Source organism: Priestia megaterium (assembly GCF_041941685.1).
In the GTDB taxonomy this organism is placed as follows: Bacteria; Bacillota; Bacilli; order Bacillales; family Bacillaceae_H; genus Priestia; species Priestia megaterium_C.
Genome location: NZ_CP130958.1, coordinates 2359483 through 2379939 on the forward strand (window position 1 = coordinate 2359483; position 20457 = coordinate 2379939).

Genomic DNA, 20457 nt, shown 5'->3' on the forward strand with positions numbered 1-20457 from the left:
GTAACAATACGTCTAAAGTTATAGAAAAAACGCGGTTTTTCTACGATTATGATGAAAAAAGTCTTAATTTGTCTGTAGAGATAGAATAGTAAAAAAGGTGTTCTGCTTTTATAAAAATGAAGAAGAAAGAAGCTATGCTATATTCAAATGACATGATAGAATAGACAAGTTAGAAATGAACGGATAAAAAGGGAGTTAGACATCTATGGAAAAACGCTCTATCTCTTCATATTTAAAAGCATGGGTGCGCGCACTTTCAATTGAGATTAATTATATGAAGAAACACGGCGGAGAAAAGTATACGGTAGGAAAAGGAGAGTACTTAGGGCAGCAGGAGGATGCGTATCTTTACCGGTTTGAACGCACAGCCGATTTATACCTTTTTGATGGAGCTCAGGTACGCCTTGTCCACCAGCATAAAGAAAGTAAAGGAGAAGTTATCGGAACAGAAGGGTTTGATTTGTACCTTAAAATAGATGCGTTTATTGGACAAGAAGTAGACGAACTCGATATATATAACGAACCATGGGAATTATTGCAGGCTCTCATTGATAGACTCACGGAAGCAAAAGATTACAGGCAAAAAATAGTGAGAATCAAACGTCTTATGAGAGGTGATAGTCCTGTTCGTCATAAGGAGTATACGTCTAAGAATGCTCTTCATGAAGTGTTGATGCGAGCGCGTTATAACCGTACTACGTATATTTGGGGGCCTCCTGGAACAGGAAAAACATACACGCTGTCCAAAATCGCGGCAAGCTATTACCGGAAATCAAAGCGGATCCTTTTATTATCTCACAGTAATGCAGCGGTGGACGGTTTGCTGCAAGAAACTGCGCGTCAGTTAAAAAAGAAAGAAGCTTGGAAAAAAGGAAAACTCATTCGATACGGAGCAACAAAAAGCAGCGGCTTAGAAAATATAAAAGTAGAAGAAGTCATTGGAGAAGATGATCCGGATTTAGCTCAGGAGATGCGTGATTTACAAGAAGAACGAGTTTACTTAAGCAGGTATCCCAATAGAGCTCACCAGCTTCAGCAAGTTAACAAAAAGCTAAACGCCCTTCGTAACAAGTGGATTGAAGCGGAGAAAAATGTTTTTGATCAAGCGTATATTGTAGGCACTACTTTATCAAAAGCGGCTATTGACCGATTACTTTATCAAAGTGAATTTGATATGGTTGTGGTAGATGAAATTAGCATGGCATATGCACCGCAAATTGCTTTTGCAGCTACGTTAGGAAAACGAATTGTCGTATGCGGCGATTTTAAACAGCTTCCCCCGGTATCTCAATCTTCTCATGCTGAAGTGAAGAAGTGGCTGCAGCGAGATTTATTTGAGCAGACGGGTCTTGTAGAGCAAGTAGAAAGCGGTGAGATACACCCGCATCTTTTTATGTTGACGAAGCAAAGAAGAATGCATAAAGATATCTCAGCTTTTACAAATCGCTATATTTACAGCAATCGAGTAGCAGATCATCCATCTGTCACAACAAGTCGAGAAGTGGTAGCAGGCAGCCGGCCGTTTGCTCATGAAGCAGCGTTTATGCTTAACATTGGTCATTTGCATTCTTCCGCTATGCGAGATGTCGCTTCCGGCTCACGTTACAATGTGATAACGGCTGTTTTGGCGGTAAGTTTGATGCTGCGGGCACGCAAAGCTTCTTCGGCTACTCTTGGCTATGTAACTCCTTATAAGTCTCAAGCTAAATTGATCAACGCATTTCTTCAAGATATTGAACCAGCTAGCGATATAATTGCAGCAACCGTACACAAATTTCAAGGCGCGGAACGAGATATCATGATTTTTGATACGGTCGATACAAAGCCGCAGTCAAAACCAGGGTTACTTTTAACAAATGAAAATAGCGATCGATTGGTAAATGTGGCGGTGACGCGTTCAAAAGGAAAATTTATTATGCTTTCAGACGAGTCGTTTGCCCAGCAGCATGTGCCAAAGGAGCGAGCGTTATGGAAGTTGGTCAACCACTTTAACGAAAATCAAAAAGTATATCAACCTCAGCAATTTTTAAAAGAAGTCATTCAGCATCCTAAATTGATTTGGTACCATCCATCGAACAGCAGTCAGTTAAAAAAAGACTTATATCAAGCTCGGCAGCAGATTTTATTGTGTATTCCTTATGCTTCCCTTGTTCCTCAAGAAATACGGGATGTGTTAAATTCGCTTAAAGGTGAAGTGACCGTTCTTACTCGTGAACCAACAAAAGTTCGAATTGACGGTGCTCATGTCATTTCATCTGCTGTTCCGATGTCACTGCTTATAATCGATGAATCCACTATATGGATTAATATGCCTTATGGCGGAAAGAATGAAGCATTTATGGCAGCTAGAATTGAATCAAAGCTAGGCGCTAAACAGCTTATTCGGTCAATTGACTTTACCGAAGATAAAACAAGAAATCAAGAAACGAAAATGTATATAGAAACAAATAAACCACAATATTCTTTGAGCAATTACCTTCGCAGCTGGGATCGCTGTGAATCTTGTCAGCATATGCGAGAAGTAGAGATAACAAAAAAAGGAAAAGTAAGGTTTATTTGCTATTATTGCGGGAAAACAAGTGGAGCAACACGTTTATTAGTGGAAAAATATTTAAACTACGTACATGCTGTATGTAAAGCATGCAAGCAGCCGATGAACGTAGAGTATGATGAAAATAAAGGCGTCTATGCATGTTGTCCATCTTGCAAAAAGGAAGTTTTGCCTAGAGATTTATTGTAACTTTAGGAAAAGGGCGTGATCTTATCGTTTACTCTCGTAATGTAGTGGCTTTAGCTGATTGTTTGCTAGAAGGAGACGTTCAAAAAAGCTGGCTGCTCATTGCTATGTATATAGAAGAAGGCCATTCTTCAACTGACGTATACACGTTTCTGACAGAAGCAATGTACGAGATAGGGAAAAGGTGGCAAGAAAATAAAATTTCAGTCGCGGACGAGCATTTGGCTACTGCAGCCTGTGACTATATGTTAACTCGCTTTCAGCTATCACAGCATCAATTGCCTCAGCGCCATCGAGCACTTCTTTTTTGCATTGAAGGAGAAGAGCATTACTTAGGCATTAAAATGATTGCAGGACTTATGAGAGAACAGGGATGGGAAGTTAAAAATTTAGGAGCAAATTTGCCGCTGCCGTTTGCTCTAAAAAGCATTGAAAGATGGGACCTTGATGTAGTGTGCTTGTCTGTCTCGCAAGTACACCTCTTGCCGGATTTACAAAAGTATATTGCTGAGATTGAAAGCATGTCGCAACACCCACTTGTATTGGTAGGCAGCAGGCTTCTCAACAAGCACGATTTGTCGGCTTCAGGATCTTCAAGAACCATATTCATTAATCATATTCAAACTTTTAAAGACGGGCTTCTAATCAACAATAAAGAAAGTTCGACGCAAGATAAAATGTTAGCAATGGGGGAAGAAATATGATCAGTTTGCGATTCAACACATTCCGGTTCCAATGTTTTTACTCAATAAAGACAACGAAATAATTGAATTTACACCAAGCGTCACGAAAAATTTCCCGCCTCTTCAGAACTTTTTAGATCTAGTTGATGAAGACAGCCAAGAAAAAGTAAAAAGAGCACTCCAGGGAAAGGAAGAAGTGCAAATCGAAGTAAATATGCGCACGTTTTCTAATCCGGTTGCTCTTTTTGATTTTCATTTTAAGCCTGAAGCCTATCATTCGCTGCACGCTGTTTTCTGTTATCCTATTCATGAGCATATGACAAGTGTTCAATCAACTCTTCAACAGTTTCGCTCTATACTTATGCAAGACTCATCACAAGTGAACCAAGATTTTTCAGTCAGGGAAACAGATGTAGAAACGGCGAAAAAAATGCAGCTAGTTGATCTTCAGCGTCATTTTCGAGAAATGAAAACAAATGTGCTAACCATTCAAGACCTCCTAAGTATTATCCGCTCCGACGTAATTGAAGCAGGAAAAGGAGAATATATTGAATTGGTCTCTACACATTTGTTTGACATCCAAGATGTAATTAATCAGGAGCTTGAATGTTTAAGGCAGAAGAACAAAGTACATTAAGAAAGCGGCAATCGGATTTCTACCGTTGTTCCTTTTCCTTCTTCACTATCATACGAAATGCTTCCTTTATGATTACTAATGATTTTGTGACTCACCATCAATCCTAATCCTGTTCCTTTTTCTTTTGTTGTATAGAAAGGCTCGCTAATTCGTGTTAATCGATCTTTCGGCATGCCTTTTCCTTCATCTATCACTTGGACGACTACTTGATTTGTATCTGGATCAAATTTAGATACCACCAGAATAGACCCGGGGTCATCCATCGCTTCAATAGAATTTTTCACCATGTTGATAAATACTTGTTTCATATCTTTTTCAATACAATGAACAACAGGTAATTTTTCTTCAAAATCTGTTGAAATAGTAATGTTTTTAAGAATGGCCTGTGTATGCAGCAGCGTACATACGTCTTGAAGAATTAAATTTATCTGTTTATTTTCATATTTTACGACTTTGGGTTTGGCTAGAATGAGCAGTTCGCTAATGATTAGTTCTAAGCGGTTAAACTCGGACATCATGACATCCATATATTCTTTTTTATACGTTTCTTCTTGCATCATAAGCTGTAAAAAGCCCTTTAATGATGTAAGAGGGTTTCGTATTTCATGGGCAATGCCAGCAGCCAGCTGTCCAAGTGCTGACAGCATCTCTGAATTTTTGAGCATCATTTCCGACTGTTTGCGCTGTGAAATGTCTTCGCTTAACCCAATGTAATGGATGATTTCATCCTGATCATTTTTAACAGGCATTAAGGCTAACTGTTCCCAAACGGTTTCTCCGTCTTCTTGAACGTAGGAAATTTCTCCGTTCCATTTTTCTCCTCTGTATACTTCATTCCAAATCTTGGGAAATCTTTTAACCCCCAGCTTTTTTGTATATAAGTCATAGAGATGTAACCCAAATACTTCCTGCGGCGCATGCTTTTGCTCCATGAATTTTTGATTAATGTACTTAATTTTACCTTGATGATCGGTAATAAAAATGCCCGTAGGACTGTGAGCGACTGCAAATGATGTAATAGCCAATTCTTCATTTGATCGTTTAATTTCTGTAATATTAATAAACGTAATAACTACACCGTTAATTAAATTCTCATTTGTACGATAAGGCATCATTTTCATGCTGTACCATTGGTTATCGTAGCTTTGAATTTCTTTTTGAAGGGTGTTATTTGTTCTTAAAACGTGCATTGCATCCTCGATTAGATGGTCATATCTAAAGTTATGCGAAATATGAAAGAAAGGTCTTCCAATATCTTGATGAAGAACGTTGATCACTGTTTTCGTTTTCGGCGTAAATAATTTAATATTCAGCTGCTCGTCTAAAAAGATGGTAGCAATAGTTGTACTGATTAATAAATTATCGATATCGTTGTTTAAGTCCGTTAATTCTTCAATCTTTCGCTCGTACTGATTGTTAACACTAATTAACTCTTCATTAACAGACTGCAGTTCTTCGTTAGAAGCAATCAGTTCTTCGTTTGTGGACTTTAGCTCCTCATTTGCTGTTTCTAGCTCTTCAATCGTCGTTTGCAAATGCTGCTGCGTGTAATGAAGCTCTTGCTCTAAATCTACTACAAGCTCACTAATAGAGCTTGTTTGATTAAGAAGCATGGGCTCTTCCTTATCAATAATGGCACCATCTGTCTGTTCATCAAACATAAGTAAGTAAAGAGAGTGATTTGTTGGAAGGGCAGATATCGTAATATTAAAACGGCGCTGCACGTTGTTTATGACAAACTCAATGTGCTGACAGCATACGCTCATACCTTGCTCTTTTACGCGTTTAATAGCTGCTCCAATGGCTAAAGAGACGTGAACTGGAACCATTTTGAAAATTGTATAATTAATTTTCCCTACAGGAACGTTAATAAGCTGAGTCGCTTCTTTTGAACAAAATATCACTTCGTTATATTCATTTAATACAAGACAAGGGCTCATAAAGTGATCAATCATTGACTGATACATCTCATCTAATTTAAGTGAAGGAAGAGGCTTATAAAGTTGACTTGGCAGCGGCACGCTAGAAAAATCACCTTCATGCAAGTTGGATTTCGAAAGATTAAAAGTTCCCGTAATTTGTCGGCTGGGCTGCCCGGAACGCTTAAATATTTTCCACTTACTGTTGATAGGGCGGAACAAATCAGACAAGTTTCCCGTTGTTTCACTAGGTCCTAAAAAAAGTACGCCTTCTTCTGTTAAAGAAAAATGAAAAAGAGACAGAATGCGCTGCTGCAGTTCAGCTTGGAAGTAAATCATCATATTTCGACAGCTAATTAAATCAACGTTTACAAAAGGCGAGTCTTTTCCTATATTATGCGGGGCAAAAACAATCATTTTGCGGATTGTTTTTTTAACTTGATAATTCCCGTGTTTTGTTTGCTCAAAATATTCATTAATCTGAGCTGCTGAGAAGGAATGAACTTCCGCTTCTTCATAAATACCTTGACTAGCTCTTTTGATTGCATGACGATCGATGTCCGTAGCAAAGATTCGGACATCGAAATAACGGTTGATTGTTGATAAATAGTCATGAAGCAAAATAGCTAATGTATATGCTTCTTGACCAGTAGAACAACCTGCTACCCAGATGCGGATTTCATCTAATTGAGGGATGACTTGTTCTTCAATAATAGAGAATGCTTCTTTATCTCTAAGAAATTGTGTCACTCCAATCAGCAAGTCTCGCTGCAGTTCGACGATTTCTTCGGCTTCTTTACATAAATAGTCCCGGTATTCTTCCATCGTTTGAGAGGGCGGATCGAGTAAAGCCATCCTCTTTTCAAGTCGTCTCAGCACCGTGTTTTTTTTATACATAGAGAAGTCGATGCCTGTTTTCTTCTTTATTAATGAATATATGTATTGCAGCGTTTCTTCATTATATGTAAATTCAGTTTGGCTGACATGCGTTTGCACAAGGTCAGGCATATCAGCAGGAGAAAGAATATAATCAGCAAGGTGTGCATCAATAGCGCTTAGGGGCATATCCCTGTACTTTGCTGTGCTTTCATCTTGTACAAGTACAGTTCCGCCATACTCTCGTATCGTTTTTGCTCCTCCTGTTCCATCATTTCCTTTTCCCGATAAAATAATGGCTGTGCACCGGTGTTTTTTTGCAGCAGCCAGAGAATGAAAAAAGGCGTCAATCGGGTACTTTACCTGATCATTTTCTTCATAAGGACGAAGGCGAAGAGTATGATCAACAACGGTCACGTAATGATGGGGAGGATTTAAATAAATTGTGTCTTCTTGTAAAGTCATCCCGTCTTGTGTCAGTTTGATATTCATTCCTGTTTTTTTTGCTAAAAGTTCTGGCATAAAACTTTTATACTTAGAGGAAAGGTGTTGCACAATAATAAACGCCATTCCATTTGGTGAAGGCATATTAGCGAAAAACTGCTCAATAGCTTCTAACCCTCCGGCAGAAGCGCCAATTCCCACAACGTGTAAATCCTGTTTCTCTATTCCTTCTGAAGACGATGGAACTGTAGAAAACGAGTTGTTCTTCATAATAGAACCTCCAATAATGTTTAGACACTTCCTAGACTGTATGTCGTTTTGTTTATTTTAATGTCGACAGCACAGCGTGGTTTACATCAAAAGTAAATTTTTTTAAAAAAACCAAGATGCTGGTACATAGGTTCATTTTAGCAAACCTATTATATTGTTCAAATAACGTTTTCAAAATTCCTCTATTTTTTGCAAAAAAAATTTTAAAGTCCAAACTATATAGTATGCCCCGATTTTCTTTATATAAACGTATTTTTATAAAAAAAATCGTTTTTTTTTGCAGAAAAAAATATTTAAAAAAAGTTTTGTTTACGCTTACATATGCATAAGGTTATACGCTCAAGGAGGAAAAAAACGGTTAAATTCAACTTGACACTCTTTTTCAGCATGTTACTATAGGAACCGTTGAAAGAAACGAGAACAAAAATACGAACAAATGACAGGGGAGATTTGATGGATCAAAAACAAAAAGTTGCTTTTTTAGGTGCTGGATCAATGGCAGAAGCGATGATTTCTGGTATGGTCAATGCAGAGAAATTACCTGCTGAAAATATTATCGTAACAAATCGAAGCAATGATGCGCGACTGCATGAACTTGAAAATAGATATGGTATCACAGCAGTAAAGCGCAGCGAGCTGAAAACAGATGACATTGACGTTTTTATTCTAGCGATGAAGCCAAAAGGCGCTGAAGAGGCATTAAACGAATTAAAGCCTCAAATCAACAAAGACCAGCTTGTCCTATCTGTTCTTGCAGGGATTTCGTCTTCTTACATGGAAGAGTTATTGCATGATGAACAGCAGGTCATTCGAGTGATGCCGAATACATCAAGTATGATTCAGCAATCAGCAACGGCTATATCTCCAGGTCAATATGCTGCAATGGATGCTGTGCTAACAGCAAAAGAGCTGCTTTCTGCAATCGGAAAGGTATACGTGATTGATGAGCCTCAAATGGACATTTTCACAGGAATTGCCGGAAGTGGACCCGCTTATTTTTATTTCCTTATGGAGCATATCGAAAAAGCAGCTAAAGAAGAAGGTCTCGATCCTGAGCTAGCACGTGAAATTGGCGCCCAAACCATTTACGGTGCAGCAAGAATGATGATGGAAAGAGATGAAACGCCGACGGAGCTTCGTGAAAATGTGACGTCTCCAAACGGTACAACAGCGGCTGGTTTAGACGCCTTAGCTAAACACGGCGGCGGAGAAGCAATGATGCAAGCAGTCAAAGGAGCATCAAAGCGTTCAAAAGAAATGAGTGCTCAACTACAAAAAGTGGCAAGTACTAATTAATTCGTCACTTATCTTCTTCGTGAATTCCTCACCACAAAAAAATAATCATAAACAAGAAAACATACAGAACACACTAGGAGTGATTTGATGAGTCCCGACAATAAGAAGCGGGTTGTAATTAAAATTGGAAGTAGTTCATTAACAAGTTCACACGGTGAAATCAGCAGACGGAAGCTCGAGCGCCTTGTGGATCAAGTCGTAGACTTAAAAGATAGCGGTCATGAAGTGCTATTAGTTTCATCAGGAGCTGTAGCTGCAGGGTACCGCAAGCTTGGCTGCTTAGAGCGACCTAGCTCTTTACCTGAAAAACAAGCAGCTGCCTCAATCGGTCAAGGACTGTTAATGGAGGCTTATTCAGAACTGTTTCTATCACATGGATACGTTGCTTCTCAAATCTTAATTACGAGAGATGATTTTTCAGACGAAAATCGTTACAACAATGCACGAAATACAATTAACGTGCTGTTAGAACGCGGCATTGTGCCAATTGTCAATGAAAACGACACGGTAACCATCAATCGATTAAAATTTGGCGATAATGATACACTTTCAGCTAAAGTTGCTGGACTAGTGGATTCCGACCTGCTTATTATTTTATCGGATATCGATGGCTTATACAGCGCGGACCCTCGCCAGGATCCAAATGCAAAATTAGTTCCTCACGTAGGGGAAATCACACAAGAAATCGAAGAATCTGCAGGAGATTCAGGAAGTTCAGTTGGAACAGGCGGTATGCGCTCGAAAATTGACGCGTTCAAAATCGCTATGGCGTCAGGAATCCCAGCATTTTTAGGAAGAGCTGGCGTGCCAAACATTTTAACACAAGCGGTTGATGGAGATGCAACAGGAACGTATTTTGAATCTGAAGATAATTCTGCGAACCTTAATCAGAAAAAGCAGTGGATTGCGTTTAACTCTGGTCCTGAAGGGGAAATAGTAGTCGAAGACGCCGCGAAACGTGCAATTATTGAAGATAAAGAGCCTTTACTTCGCGAGCACGTTAAATATATTAAAGGCCACTTTAGTGAACGAGCAGTTGTACGTATTCTAGATAAAGACGAAAATGAGCTGGCTCTTGGCGTGACAAATTATTCATCTGATGAACTTGCACTGAATGAGCCAATTGATCAACCGATTGTAGACAGCGAAGGTCTAGTGTGTCACTTAGAAATTCCAGTACCGGTCGGTTTGTAAGCAAACATGCTGTAAAGAAAAGGAGCCCTTCCTTTTCTTTGCATGATTGCATTTACCTCTTATGCCTCACACTTTAAAATCAAACAAAACTAAAACGAATCCAGGAGTGATTTGGTGTTACAAACAAATGAAAAGTATTCAGTAGAAGAACAAGCTATTTCAGCAAAAAAAGCAGCTAAGCAATTAAGTTTACTAACAACAGAACAAAAAAACGATGCGCTGTTAACGATTGCCTCTACACTTGAAAACAACACGGAGTATATTTTAAAAGCAAATGAAGTAGACTTAAAAAACGGGAAAGAAAAAGGGTTTTACGAAGCGCTGATGGACCGCCTTGCTCTTTCAGCGGAACGTGTAAAAGAATTTGCCAACGGCCTTCGTGAAGTTGCTGAGCTAGACGATCCAACAGGAGATATCTTATCAAGCTGGACATTGGATAACGGTCTAGATGTAAAGCAAGTACGCGTGCCTCTTGGCGTTATCGGAATGATTTATGAAGCACGTCCAAACGTAACGGTAGATGCAACAGGGCTAGCATTGAAATCTGGAAATGCCATTGTGTTAAAAGGTGGCTCTTCAGCTATTTCATCTAACCAAGCTATCGTGGACATTATCCATAAGGCTCTTGATGAAACGCCGGTTCCTAAAGAAGCGGTACAGTTTATTTCAAGTACGGATCGTTCGGCTACGCAAGAATTATTTACCATGAAAGAGCATATTGACGTGCTAATTCCGCGCGGAGGAGCTTCACTGATTCAAGCAGTCGTCAATAACGCAACGGTACCCGTGTTGGAAACGGGAGTTGGAAACTGCCATATTTATATCGATGAACAAGCTGATGTTAAAAAGGCCATTCCAATTTTAATTAACGCAAAAACAGATCGACCTGCGGTGTGTAACTCAGCGGAAACGGTTCTTGTGCACAAGAGCTGGCTCGATTCTCATAAAGATGAATTAATTCAAGCATTCAACGATCATAATATTGAAGTGTACGGTGACGAAGCAGCAGTGGCTGAAATTCCTGGAGCAAAGCCAGCGGCTGAAAAAGACTGGGCTGAAGAGTATTTGCGTTTAGCTATCGCGATGAAGGTAGTAGAAAGTGTGGACGAAGCGATTGACCACATCGAAACATACGGTACAAAACACTCTGAAGCCATTATTTCGGAAGATGAACAAGCCGTATCACGCTTTATGTCTTTAGTGGATGCAGCCGCATTGTATCATAATGCTTCTACGCGTTTCACTGACGGAGGAGCTTTAGGATTTGGCGCCGAAATTGGTATTTCAACTCAAAAGCTCCATGCACGCGGTCCAATGGGACTTCCTGCGCTTACGACAATTAAATATATTATGAGTGGAAACGGACAAACTCGATAAAAATGGAAAAGCGAGCAGAATTATTTGCTCGCTTTTTTTCTTTTTATGCAAAGAAAAATAAGTAAATGGAAGCTGATTTGTAAAAAAATATAAACTCTGTTATAATAGTAAAATATATAATTTTTGTGATCTTCATTTTTGTTCTTTTCAGACTATCCCGTTGTTTTAAGAATAGCAACTGCTATCTGCTTTGTTATGACTTCACTTATATTTTAGTCTTTCAAGACGCCGTATGTATTCCTCAAAGATTGATTTACGGATGTATAGTATCACTTTATCTTGCACCATTTACCACATTTACACGCTAAGTTAATCTTCATTTATTATCCACTTAAAAAGTACTGTTTAAAGGAGACGATGTGTATGTATAATCGTAAAAATTTAGAGCCGGCTGTTATTGAAGAAACAAAAGTTTGGGAATGTACATCAGATACGTGTAATTGTTGGGTTCGAGATAATTTCAAAAGCGGAGATCAGCCAATTTGTCCAATTTGTAAAAGCGAAATGAAGCAAGCTGTAAAAGAGCTGCAGGTTATTCACAATCCTAGAGTCATTGATTAATAACTTCTAGGAAGACGTGTTTGGAAAGGGGTTTGTGGATGTTTCTAGGAATTGATCATGTTCAGCTTCTTGGTCCAGAAGGATGCGAGCAAGAAGCAAGAAATTTTTATGAAAATCTTTTAGGAATGAAAACTGTGCCTAAGCCGGAAAATCTAAGGCACAGAGGCGGCATATGGTTTCAATGTGGAACTCAAGAAGTGCATATTAGTATTCAAGATGACTACATACCTGCTGAAAAAGCGCATCCTGCTTTTGTTGTAGAAGATATCAATACGCTTAAACGTAAGCTGACACATTCAGGATGCACTCTTTCTGAAGAAGAGCCTATTGCAGGGAGAGAGCGTTTTTTTGTCCACGACCCGTTCGGAAATCGATTAGAATTTTTACAATATGACAAATAAAAGACCTCCAAGCGGAGGTCTTTTATTTTAGAGCTTTATCTAAATACGTATACACAGTTTCTTTGCTGATTAATACTTCGTTTTCTCTATCTTTATCTTTTTGCCACTTTTCTCGTGCTTTTGCTAATACTTCTTCGGTTTCCTCCTTAGGAATGACAATGACTCCACCGTCGTCACCTGCAATAAAATCACCAGGATGGATTTTTACGCCTCCGCAGGAAATGGTTCCATTTACTATCCCTTTTTCTTTTTTGCTGCTTGCTGCGATCGTAGAGCCCTTACAAAATACGGGGAAATTGAGCTTTTCAATGTCTTCCTGATCTCGTATAACACCATCTAGTACAATACCGCTTATTCCAACAAGCTTCGCCATGGCTACTACGAAATCTCCTGCTAAGGCACGGTTACAGTAGCTTTTTCCATCAATGACGAGCACGCTTCCGGGCTCCGCTAGTCGAATCGCTTCAAGCACTGAGTAATTATTGCCAGCAGGCGTATCTACAGTAAGAGCCGGTCCAAATAGTTTGTAATGACGCTGCAATGGCTTAATAGAAAAGTCTAAGTGGTTTGCACCTTCCATTGCATCTGATAAATTTGCTGTTGATAATGGGAGCTGTTCATTCAACATCGTATCTCTCCTTTTTAACTTTAGTCTATCTATACATATTCATATAAGAGAAAACTCTTATTTATGAAAGGCAAGTAGATAACGTGAAGCATTGACCATCAATTAACTGCAAACGTACAGCATTAGAAGCTTTCAGAGCCAATTTTTAATGCATTGTACTATATGTTTGAGGCGCTGTTTCCTGTATGGTATTCGTCCTATAAGCACCTATATCCTTTAATTAGTAATAAAGGCAAAGGTAGCCTATAAAGACATTATTAAAGAAGTGGAAAAACCAAAGAACTCTACAACAGTTACTTTAGATAATATTTTTAGGAAAGTGTAAAATAAGCTGTATTTAATGAAGATGAAGGACCTTTGTTAGTTTTATGAATGTCTTTGATTTATATCTAAATGATGTTATATAAGCACGAAATACGTGCAAAAGTTTGATCCTGTGAACATTTGATGGAGCTTGATGCATTTTTATATAAAAAAGTGAAACCTTTTGGTATGATAAAACGTAGGAACATATATGGAAATCATATATGAAAAAACATATGTGACGTTAGTCATTTAGTGGAGGGAAAGCAATGGTAAAAAAATTATTGGCCGCATTTATCGCATTAGCGGTTGTGTTTTCACCAGTTGGTGGATCACTTATTCATGACGGTTCAAACGTAGCAAGCGCAAAAGGGTATAAATCAGGAAAGCGCTCTTTTGACAGCGGAAGCAATAACCAATCAAGCTTATTTAAAAACAATAACAGTAATTCGGTTAAGCAAAACAATACGTCTAAAAACTCATCATCTAAAAGTACAGCGGCTAGCTCAAAGCGCGGCGGCTTAATGAAAGGTCTTTTAATGGGAGGAATTGCGGGCTTATTATTCGGAAGCTTACTATCTAGCTTAGGACCATTAGGCCCAATTTTAGGCTTTATGGTAAACATGCTTGTGATTGTAGCTTTAATCCTTCTTGTAGTAAAGTTATTCCAAAGCGTACGTAGCAACAAGCGTAAAAATGAGGAAGTGAAATCTTGGAGACAATAAAAATTTCTGAACAAGATATTATCAATGCGATGTGCCTATATATCGCAGAAAAAAAACAAGTTCAGCCTCAAGAAGTAGAGATTGAGCTAATGTATGATGATGACTACGGTTTTTCAGCAGAGTCATACGTGCATGATCGTAAGCAGGTTCATATTACTTTGAACATTATTGAAGCGCTGCGCTTTTGGCTGGATACGGAAATGAACGTAGACCCATACGCAGCAGGACTAGAACTGGAATTAGACGATGAAGAAGGCATTATCGCTTTTGCAAAATTAAGTCGATAAAGAAATCTTCAATGCAAAACCCGCTCAAGTGAGCGGGGTTTTTTATTATGATTTTAACTGTTCATTGGAACTGGACTTATCGCGTTTTTTAGTGAAAAACCACCAGTTGGCATCTCCGAGCAATTTCATAAGAGAAGGGACAAGAAGCATTCTGACAATCGTTGCATCGATAAATATAGCTAAAGCAATTCCTACACCCATTTGTTTAACAGGCGTTACATCTGTAAAAGCAAAGGCTCCTGTAATCACAATCATAATTAAAGCAGCGCTCGTAATAATTTTGCTAGTGGAAGCTAAGCCTTCTACCGTTGCCACATTATTATCGTGGGTTTGATGATACACTTCGTGGATGCGCGAAATCAAAAAGACTTCGTAGTCCATGCTGAGCCCAAATACAAGGCCGAAAACAAAGACCGGCAGCACTAAAGCAATATTAGATTGGGTAAGACCTAAATGGCCATTTTGAAACAGCCATACAAGTAAACCAAACGTAGCTGTTAAGCTTAAAATATTCATAATGATAGCCTTTAAAGGAATGAGGACAGAACGAAAAGCAATCATTAAAATGACATACGTTGAAAATAAAACAAGAGCCAAACCATATGGAGCTTTTTCATAAATTTCATCGAATATTTCTTGTTCAAATTTTGGATAGCCGCCAATATGAACGGTGAAAGGTGAACGTTTGTCTTTCCATTTTCGAACAAAATCTTTTGCTTCATCTGAATTTTGGTCTGTATCTAGCGTAGCTTTTATAAGCATATAATGTCCGTTAATGAACGAATCTACAGCTGGCTTTGTCTGCGCACTTATCTGTGGGTTTTCCAGCATAGCTTGAAGCTGATCACTCGATTTTACATTTAAAGCGGTAGAAATAGAATCGACTTGCTTAACTAACGAATCTTCTTTTAATTGTTTTATAAAAGTAAAGGCATTTGTTAAAGGCTTTTCATTCAGCATATCTTGCTTAGCTTCTAGCACAAAATAAACGTCTGCCGTGTTTTTATTTATAAACGTATCGTTATACGTGTCAAAAGCTTGACGAGACTCGTATTTTGTTGGCAGCGCTTCTGAAGACGGTATTTCTAGATGCATGTCTCGAACGGGAATAAGTGCTACTAACAGAATGATAAGAGAAACAATAGTCATAGTTACAGGCTTTTTCATAACAAATGTAGCGAATGAACGCCACCTAGACTGACCGCCTTGTTCACTGACTTTTAAGATGCGTAAACGATTAATGCGTGTACCTAATATAGCCAGTATGGAAGGAAGCAGCGTAAGAGCTGAAAACACAGCAATAAAAACAACAGCCATTCCTCCAAGAGCGACGTTTTGAAAAATATCCACTTGAATAAACAGCATTCCCGCTAATCCAATAAATACGCATAATCCTGAGAAGATGACCGAGCGTCCTGCTGTTTGAATGGTAATTTTGATTGCTTGTTCTACTGATTTTGTTTGGATTTCTTCTTTAAAGCGATTAATAAATAAAAGGGCAAAGTCAATACTAAGAGCTAATCCAATCATTGGAACCACGTTTAAAATGAAGATGGACAGCTCTGTGTAGGGATGAAAGAAATAGACAACACCCATGGTGGTAACGACGGTTACAATTCCTATCATCAGAGGGATTGCAGCGGCTACCACGCCGCCAAAAGCTAGAAGAAGCACAACTAAAGCAACAGGAATGCCAATAGCTTCTGCTTTTGCTAAATCTGCTTGGCTTGCTGTATTCATATCTTTTTCAATAATAGGACCACCAGTTAATTTTACACTAACTTCTTTTTCTTCGGCTGAAAGAGTTCTGATCTTTTCCACTCGTTTATCCATCGTTCCATCATCGTGATTAAAGTGGATAATTCCATACGCTGTGCTTCCTTTTATCATCTTGTTAGAAGCCGTTGGTATGTCAACTTTCGACGCGTCTGATTTGTCCTTTGCTTTTTGCATATACTGAGCGATCGTTTGCTGGAATTTCGAGTCAGAAACTCCGTCTTTTTTTTCAAACAAAACGATGATCTGAGCTTCGCTAACATCAAATTTATTAACTAAAAGCTGCTCGGTATCTTTATACATTCCTTTCATTTCAAATCCGTTTCCTCCCAGCACAGAAGGAAGCTTAGCCGCATAAAAGCCAAATCCGACAATTAGGATGATCCACAGTATTAATAAAATTTTTCTGCCCGCATATAATGCGTTCGCTACTTTATTCATATTAACCTCCAATTTTTTGTACAGTTACTAGACTATTTTATACTAACAGTTATTGTAATTAGAAGAAGTATTGTGTTTTTTTGTTTTTCTTGCCTGAAAAAGCTTTTTAGATAGATGCGCAGGGGTGTTTCCTCAGTAAAATCGTGTTTATGTTTCAGGAGATTTAGGGAACACTGTACATAAATGCACGAAGGGGGATTTAAAAAGATGCAAATGAAACAGCCAGCTAAAATGACGAATAGTTATGGGTGTAAAAATGAATATGATACATTAAAACGTGTGATTGTTTGCCCGCCTACATATATGAAAATTGAAGAAATTATTAATGAAACACAAAAGCATTATGCGGACGAAAATATTGATGAGAGCTTGGCTTCAAAGCAGCACCGTCAATTTGTCGAATGCCTTCAAAAAGAAGGAGTGGAGGTCATCGGGCTATCTGCTCAAGAGCCATTTCCAGAACAAGTATTTACGCGGGATATTGGCTATACGCTCGGAGACACCGTTATTGTCACGAAAATGGGCAGCGAAATTCGAAGTGGAGAAGAACAAGTGCTAGCAGAGTGGCTGCAGCAGCAAGGTATTCCTTTCCATCAGGTACCGGACCATCCCATTGAAGGTGGAGATGTGCTGATTGATGGACAAGCTATTTTTATTGCGCTCAGCGACCGTACAAGTAAAGAAGGCGTGGAGCATATCCAAGAGCTGCTTCCGGCGTATGAGGTTGTTCCGATTCCTATTGATCGGTCTTATCTTCATCTTGATTGTGTGTTAAATATTTTATCACCTACAGAAGCGCTTGTATTTTCACCAGCTTTACATGAGAAAGAATTAAATTTACTTCGTATGAAATATGACTTAATTGAAGTAACAAAAGAAGAGCAGTTTACGATGGGAACCAATGTATTATCAATCGGTAATCAACGGGTGATCAGCCTGCCAATGAATACAGAAGTGAATGAAGAGTTAAGGAAACGAGGCTATAAAGTAATTGAAGTTGATATATCTGAAATTATTAAGTCCGGCGGTTCTTTCCGCTGCTGCACAATGCCTCTTGAACGAGTGTAGAAAAGCTTAAAAAGAAAAAAGATCTCGGCGATAGCCAGGGATCTTTTTTTTGAAGGATGTTGTATAAAATTTCAAGTGAAAGGAACATTAACCTATATAAGCTGTTGAAGGAAAGGAGTGATAAACATGGCAAATCGTAATCCTATTTTAGTTCAAGGTGCTGAACAGCTTCTTGATCAGTTAAAAACGGAAATCGCGGGAAGACTTAACGTTCAGCTTGGAGCTGAGCAAACGGCTCGTGCAAATGGTTCCGTTGGTGGAGAAATGACGAAGCATCTTGTTGCAATGGCGCAACAGCAATTAAGTGGTGCACAAGGACACATTCGCTAGTCTGCTCTACATAAATACTCTGATGAAAAGTTCTGGCTCTTTTGAGCTGGAACTTTTTTTTTGTAGGAAACATCATTCTACTTTCTCTTGGTCGTTTGATTTGAGATTTCGCTTGAAATTCTCCACTTTCAAGGTTGAAAGGTGCATAAAATGGGAAAAGAACAAAAAAAAGAGAAAGTAGAGGTTTATCATGAAAAAGCTATTATCATTTGGAAAAAGTCTTGGTAAAGAAATTCAAGAAGACCAAGCAACGGGACTAGCGGCTGAGCAAGCCTATTATTATATGCTATCATTATTCCCTATGCTTATTTTACTGATATCCATCGTTCCGTATCTATCTATTAAACCGGAAGAGGCAATCGATGTCCTTCAAAGCGTTATGCCGGGAGAAACAGCTGCAATCTTTAAAGATAACGTAGCTCAATTTGTAAGCCAACCAAACGGCGGGTTACTGACTGTAGGGATTTTAGGAACCATTTGGTCTGCTTCAAACGGTATGAACGCCTTTATCCGTGCAATGAACCAAGCCTACGACGTGAAAGAACAGCGCTCGTTTATTAAAGTAAGAGGCTTGTCCATTCTTTTAACAATTGGATTAATTGTAACAATTGTTGTATCGCTTCTTTTACCAGTGTTCGGAGGGGTTTTGTTAAATTGGATAAGCGAATGGTTTTCTCTTCCTTCAGGTACAACAGTGGTTTTAAATATTCTGCGCTGGATTATCGGTGTCGGCATTATGGTACTTGTTTTATCCGTATTATACAGATTAGCTCCAAACAAAACGTTTCCTTTTGCTCATGTATGGCCCGGAGCGCTCGCTGCTACGCTGTTATGGCAGCTGACATCGTTAGGGTTCTCATTTTACGTAAGCAACTTTGGCAATTATTCTGCTACTTATGGAAGCTTAGGAGGCGTGATTGTTCTGATGCTTTGGCTATTTTTAACGGGGTTAATTCTCGTTATTGGAGGAGAGATTAACGCTATTTACCACCGAAACAAAACGGCTGCGCCTCCTAAAGATACGTCTCAGGCGATGTAATAAAAAAGGAAACCTTTATAGAGGTTTCCTTTTTTAACGTTTAAAGCTATTAACAAGCTGTTTAAATGAGTTGGCTGTATATTTGACCGAATCTTTTTTGTACTGTACATCCGTTTTAATCGCTGCTTGTGTTACTTTTAAATGATTTGTTTTTTCTTTGATATGATCAGTTTCGTTTTGAAGATGTTGAGAAGTGGCATTTACAGAGTTCACAGTTGGTTTGATTTTTTTATTAAATGATACGCCTGCGTAAATAAGATACGCAAGTGATGCCAAAACAACAGCTAAGCTTATATAAACAATAATCATCGGTGTGCCTCCTTTGTACGTATTTATATTTATATAGGTGAGAATAAAATATATACGAATATCATCCTCTTTATTTAATTGTTATACCCATTTTTAATTAAAACAAACAAAAGTCTGCTGAGAAGACAATATATTGGATTTTTTCTGAAATTTCATTCATCATTACATATAGAGTTACCTTGAAAGGAGAGAGAAGAAGAATGCCGTTAGATCCGCATATTCAAATATTTCTAAATCAATATAATGAAATGCCCCGTCCTTCTTTAGAGGACGTTACACCCCCGCAGCTGAGAGAAATGGAAAAGATGTCTTTAACTCCTTCCAAAGAAGCAGTTAAAAAAGTATATAATAAAGAAATTGAATTAAATGAACGTACGCTCACTATACGAGTGTATGAACCTGAAGGAACAGGGCCATTTCCCGCTCTTGTTTACTACCACGGAGGAGGCTGGGTATTAGGAAGCCTGGATACTCATGACTCTATATGCAGGTCGTATGCAAATGAAGCAAACTGTATTGTGGTCTCTGTTGATTATCGTCTTGCTCCCGAAGATAAATTTCCCGCTGCAGTAAACGATGCCTATGACGCCCTGGATTGGATTTCAGCTCATGCGTCTCAATTAAATATCAATTCAAATAAAATTGCCGTCGGTGGCGACAGTGCCGGTGGCAACCTTGCTGCGGTTGTGAGCATTTTAGCAAAAGAAAGGCAGGGTCCGTCTATTGTTCATCAGCTGCTTATTTATCCATCTGTAGGATTTAAAAATCAGCACCCTGCCTCTATGAAAGAAAATGGGGAAGGATATTTTCTTTCAAAAGATCTTATGGATTGGTTTCGTCTTCACTACTTAAACAATAAAGAAGAAGAACAGCATCCCTATAACGCTCCGGTATTACTAGAAGATTTATCGAGTCTACCGAGCGCTACCATTATTACAGCACAGTATGATCCTCTAAGAGATAGCGGAAAAGACTACGCGGACGCATTAAAAAATCACGGTGTTCCCGTCACCTATGAAAATTATGAAACGATGATTCACGGATTTTTAGGGTTTCATGAATTTGTCCCACTCGCTCAGCAGGCGATCAATAAAAGCGCAGCTCAACTGCGTCAAGTATTTGATTCTATTTAAGGATATATAGTGTCATAAATCAT

Annotated in this window: 18 protein-coding genes; 14 read left to right on the plus strand and 4 right to left on the minus strand. The window is 38.7% G+C overall.

What is annotated here, in order from left to right:
* Nucleotides 1-205 precede the first annotated feature (205 nt).
* Genes Q5794_RS12175 through Q5794_RS12185 form a run of 3 tightly spaced genes read left to right on the plus strand, consistent with a single transcriptional unit; the run spans nucleotide 206 to nucleotide 4057 of the window.
* Nucleotides 206-2740 (plus strand): AAA domain-containing protein, encoded by a 2535-nt coding sequence (locus Q5794_RS12175; protein ID WP_374989135.1) that lies wholly within the window; start codon nucleotides 206-208, stop codon nucleotides 2738-2740.
* Nucleotides 2741-2784: 44 nt separating this feature from the next.
* The gene (locus Q5794_RS12180; protein WP_374989136.1) at nucleotides 2785-3441 is read left to right on the plus strand and encodes a B12-binding domain-containing protein; all 657 of its coding nucleotides are present in this window, start codon (nucleotides 2785-2787) and stop codon (nucleotides 3439-3441) included.
* 31 nt (nucleotides 3442-3472) lie between these two features.
* Nucleotides 3473-4057, plus strand: coding sequence for a hypothetical protein (locus tag Q5794_RS12185; RefSeq protein ID WP_214987011.1), 585 nt, complete (start codon nucleotides 3473-3475; stop codon nucleotides 4055-4057).
* On the opposite strand, the gene Q5794_RS12190 is transcribed toward Q5794_RS12185, so the two are convergent.
* Nucleotides 4054-7566 carry a CheR family methyltransferase gene (locus Q5794_RS12190; RefSeq protein ID WP_374989137.1) on the minus strand — a complete coding sequence of 1171 codons (3513 nt, stop codon included), beginning with the start codon at nucleotides 7564-7566 and terminating at the stop codon, nucleotides 4054-4056. The two genes, Q5794_RS12185 and Q5794_RS12190, sit on opposite strands and share 4 nt — an antisense overlap.
* Before the next feature lie 453 nt (nucleotides 7567-8019).
* Between Q5794_RS12190 and proC the strand changes: the two genes are divergently transcribed.
* From proC to Q5794_RS12215, 5 genes are all read left to right on the plus strand, one after another.
* Complete coding sequence (gene proC, locus Q5794_RS12195; protein ID WP_214987009.1) at nucleotides 8020-8862, plus strand: pyrroline-5-carboxylate reductase; 843 nt, start codon at nucleotides 8020-8022, stop codon at nucleotides 8860-8862.
* Nucleotides 8863-8949: 87 nt separating this feature from the next.
* Nucleotides 8950-10056 carry a glutamate 5-kinase gene (proB, locus tag Q5794_RS12200; RefSeq protein ID WP_214987008.1) on the plus strand — a complete coding sequence of 369 codons (1107 nt, stop codon included), beginning with the start codon at nucleotides 8950-8952 and terminating at the stop codon, nucleotides 10054-10056.
* Between the two features lie 114 nt (nucleotides 10057-10170).
* On the plus strand, nucleotides 10171-11433 hold the full coding sequence (locus tag Q5794_RS12205) for a glutamate-5-semialdehyde dehydrogenase (protein ID WP_214987007.1): 1263 nt from the start codon (nucleotides 10171-10173) through the stop codon (nucleotides 11431-11433).
* 363 nt (nucleotides 11434-11796) lie between these two features.
* Complete coding sequence (locus tag Q5794_RS12210; RefSeq protein WP_214987006.1) at nucleotides 11797-11994, plus strand: cold-shock protein; 198 nt, start codon at nucleotides 11797-11799, stop codon at nucleotides 11992-11994.
* Nucleotides 11995-12032: 38 nt separating this feature from the next.
* Nucleotides 12033-12395: a VOC family protein gene (locus Q5794_RS12215; protein WP_214987005.1), complete on the plus strand. Its 363-nt coding sequence runs from the start codon at nucleotides 12033-12035 to the stop codon at nucleotides 12393-12395.
* A gap of 22 nt (nucleotides 12396-12417) precedes the next feature.
* On the opposite strand, the gene Q5794_RS12220 is transcribed toward Q5794_RS12215, so the two are convergent.
* Nucleotides 12418-13023, minus strand: coding sequence for an RraA family protein (locus tag Q5794_RS12220; RefSeq protein WP_214987004.1), 606 nt, complete (start codon nucleotides 13021-13023; stop codon nucleotides 12418-12420).
* 572 nt (nucleotides 13024-13595) lie between these two features.
* Here Q5794_RS12220 and Q5794_RS12225 point away from each other — a divergent pair.
* Both Q5794_RS12225 and Q5794_RS12230 read left to right on the plus strand, forming a co-directional pair.
* Nucleotides 13596-14051, plus strand: a complete 456-nt coding sequence (locus Q5794_RS12225) for a hypothetical protein (RefSeq protein ID WP_013056993.1) — start codon at nucleotides 13596-13598, stop codon at nucleotides 14049-14051.
* Complete coding sequence (locus Q5794_RS12230; protein WP_013056994.1) at nucleotides 14039-14338, plus strand: YxcD family protein; 300 nt, start codon at nucleotides 14039-14041, stop codon at nucleotides 14336-14338. Before Q5794_RS12225 ends, Q5794_RS12230 begins: the two co-directional genes overlap by 13 nt.
* A gap of 45 nt (nucleotides 14339-14383) precedes the next feature.
* Here the strand turns inward: Q5794_RS12230 and Q5794_RS12235 are convergent, their stop codons facing one another.
* Nucleotides 14384-16555, minus strand: a complete 2172-nt coding sequence (locus Q5794_RS12235; protein ID WP_374989138.1) for an MMPL family transporter — start codon at nucleotides 16553-16555, stop codon at nucleotides 14384-14386.
* Between the two features lie 207 nt (nucleotides 16556-16762).
* Between Q5794_RS12235 and Q5794_RS12240 the strand changes: the two genes are divergently transcribed.
* The 3 genes from Q5794_RS12240 (at nucleotide 16763) to Q5794_RS12250 (ending at nucleotide 18992) form a co-directional block, all read left to right on the plus strand.
* Nucleotides 16763-17623 (plus strand): dimethylarginine dimethylaminohydrolase family protein, encoded by an 861-nt coding sequence (locus Q5794_RS12240; protein ID WP_195694002.1) that lies wholly within the window; start codon nucleotides 16763-16765, stop codon nucleotides 17621-17623.
* A 126-nt stretch (nucleotides 17624-17749) separates the two neighbouring features.
* Entirely contained in the window at nucleotides 17750-17953 is a 204-nt protein-coding gene (locus tag Q5794_RS12245; RefSeq protein WP_013056997.1) for an alpha/beta-type small acid-soluble spore protein, read from the plus strand.
* Nucleotides 17954-18143: 190 nt separating this feature from the next.
* Nucleotides 18144-18992, plus strand: a complete 849-nt coding sequence (locus Q5794_RS12250) for a YihY/virulence factor BrkB family protein (protein ID WP_043982400.1) — start codon at nucleotides 18144-18146, stop codon at nucleotides 18990-18992.
* Nucleotides 18993-19025: 33 nt separating this feature from the next.
* Here Q5794_RS12250 and Q5794_RS12255 read toward each other — a convergent pair whose 3' ends face one another.
* Nucleotides 19026-19301, minus strand: a complete 276-nt coding sequence (locus tag Q5794_RS12255) for a hypothetical protein (RefSeq protein ID WP_025752355.1) — start codon at nucleotides 19299-19301, stop codon at nucleotides 19026-19028.
* A 200-nt stretch (nucleotides 19302-19501) separates the two neighbouring features.
* Between Q5794_RS12255 and Q5794_RS12260 the strand changes: the two genes are divergently transcribed.
* Complete coding sequence (locus Q5794_RS12260) at nucleotides 19502-20434, plus strand: alpha/beta hydrolase (RefSeq protein WP_074895752.1); 933 nt, start codon at nucleotides 19502-19504, stop codon at nucleotides 20432-20434.
* The last annotated feature ends 23 nt before the right edge of the window (nucleotides 20435-20457 follow it).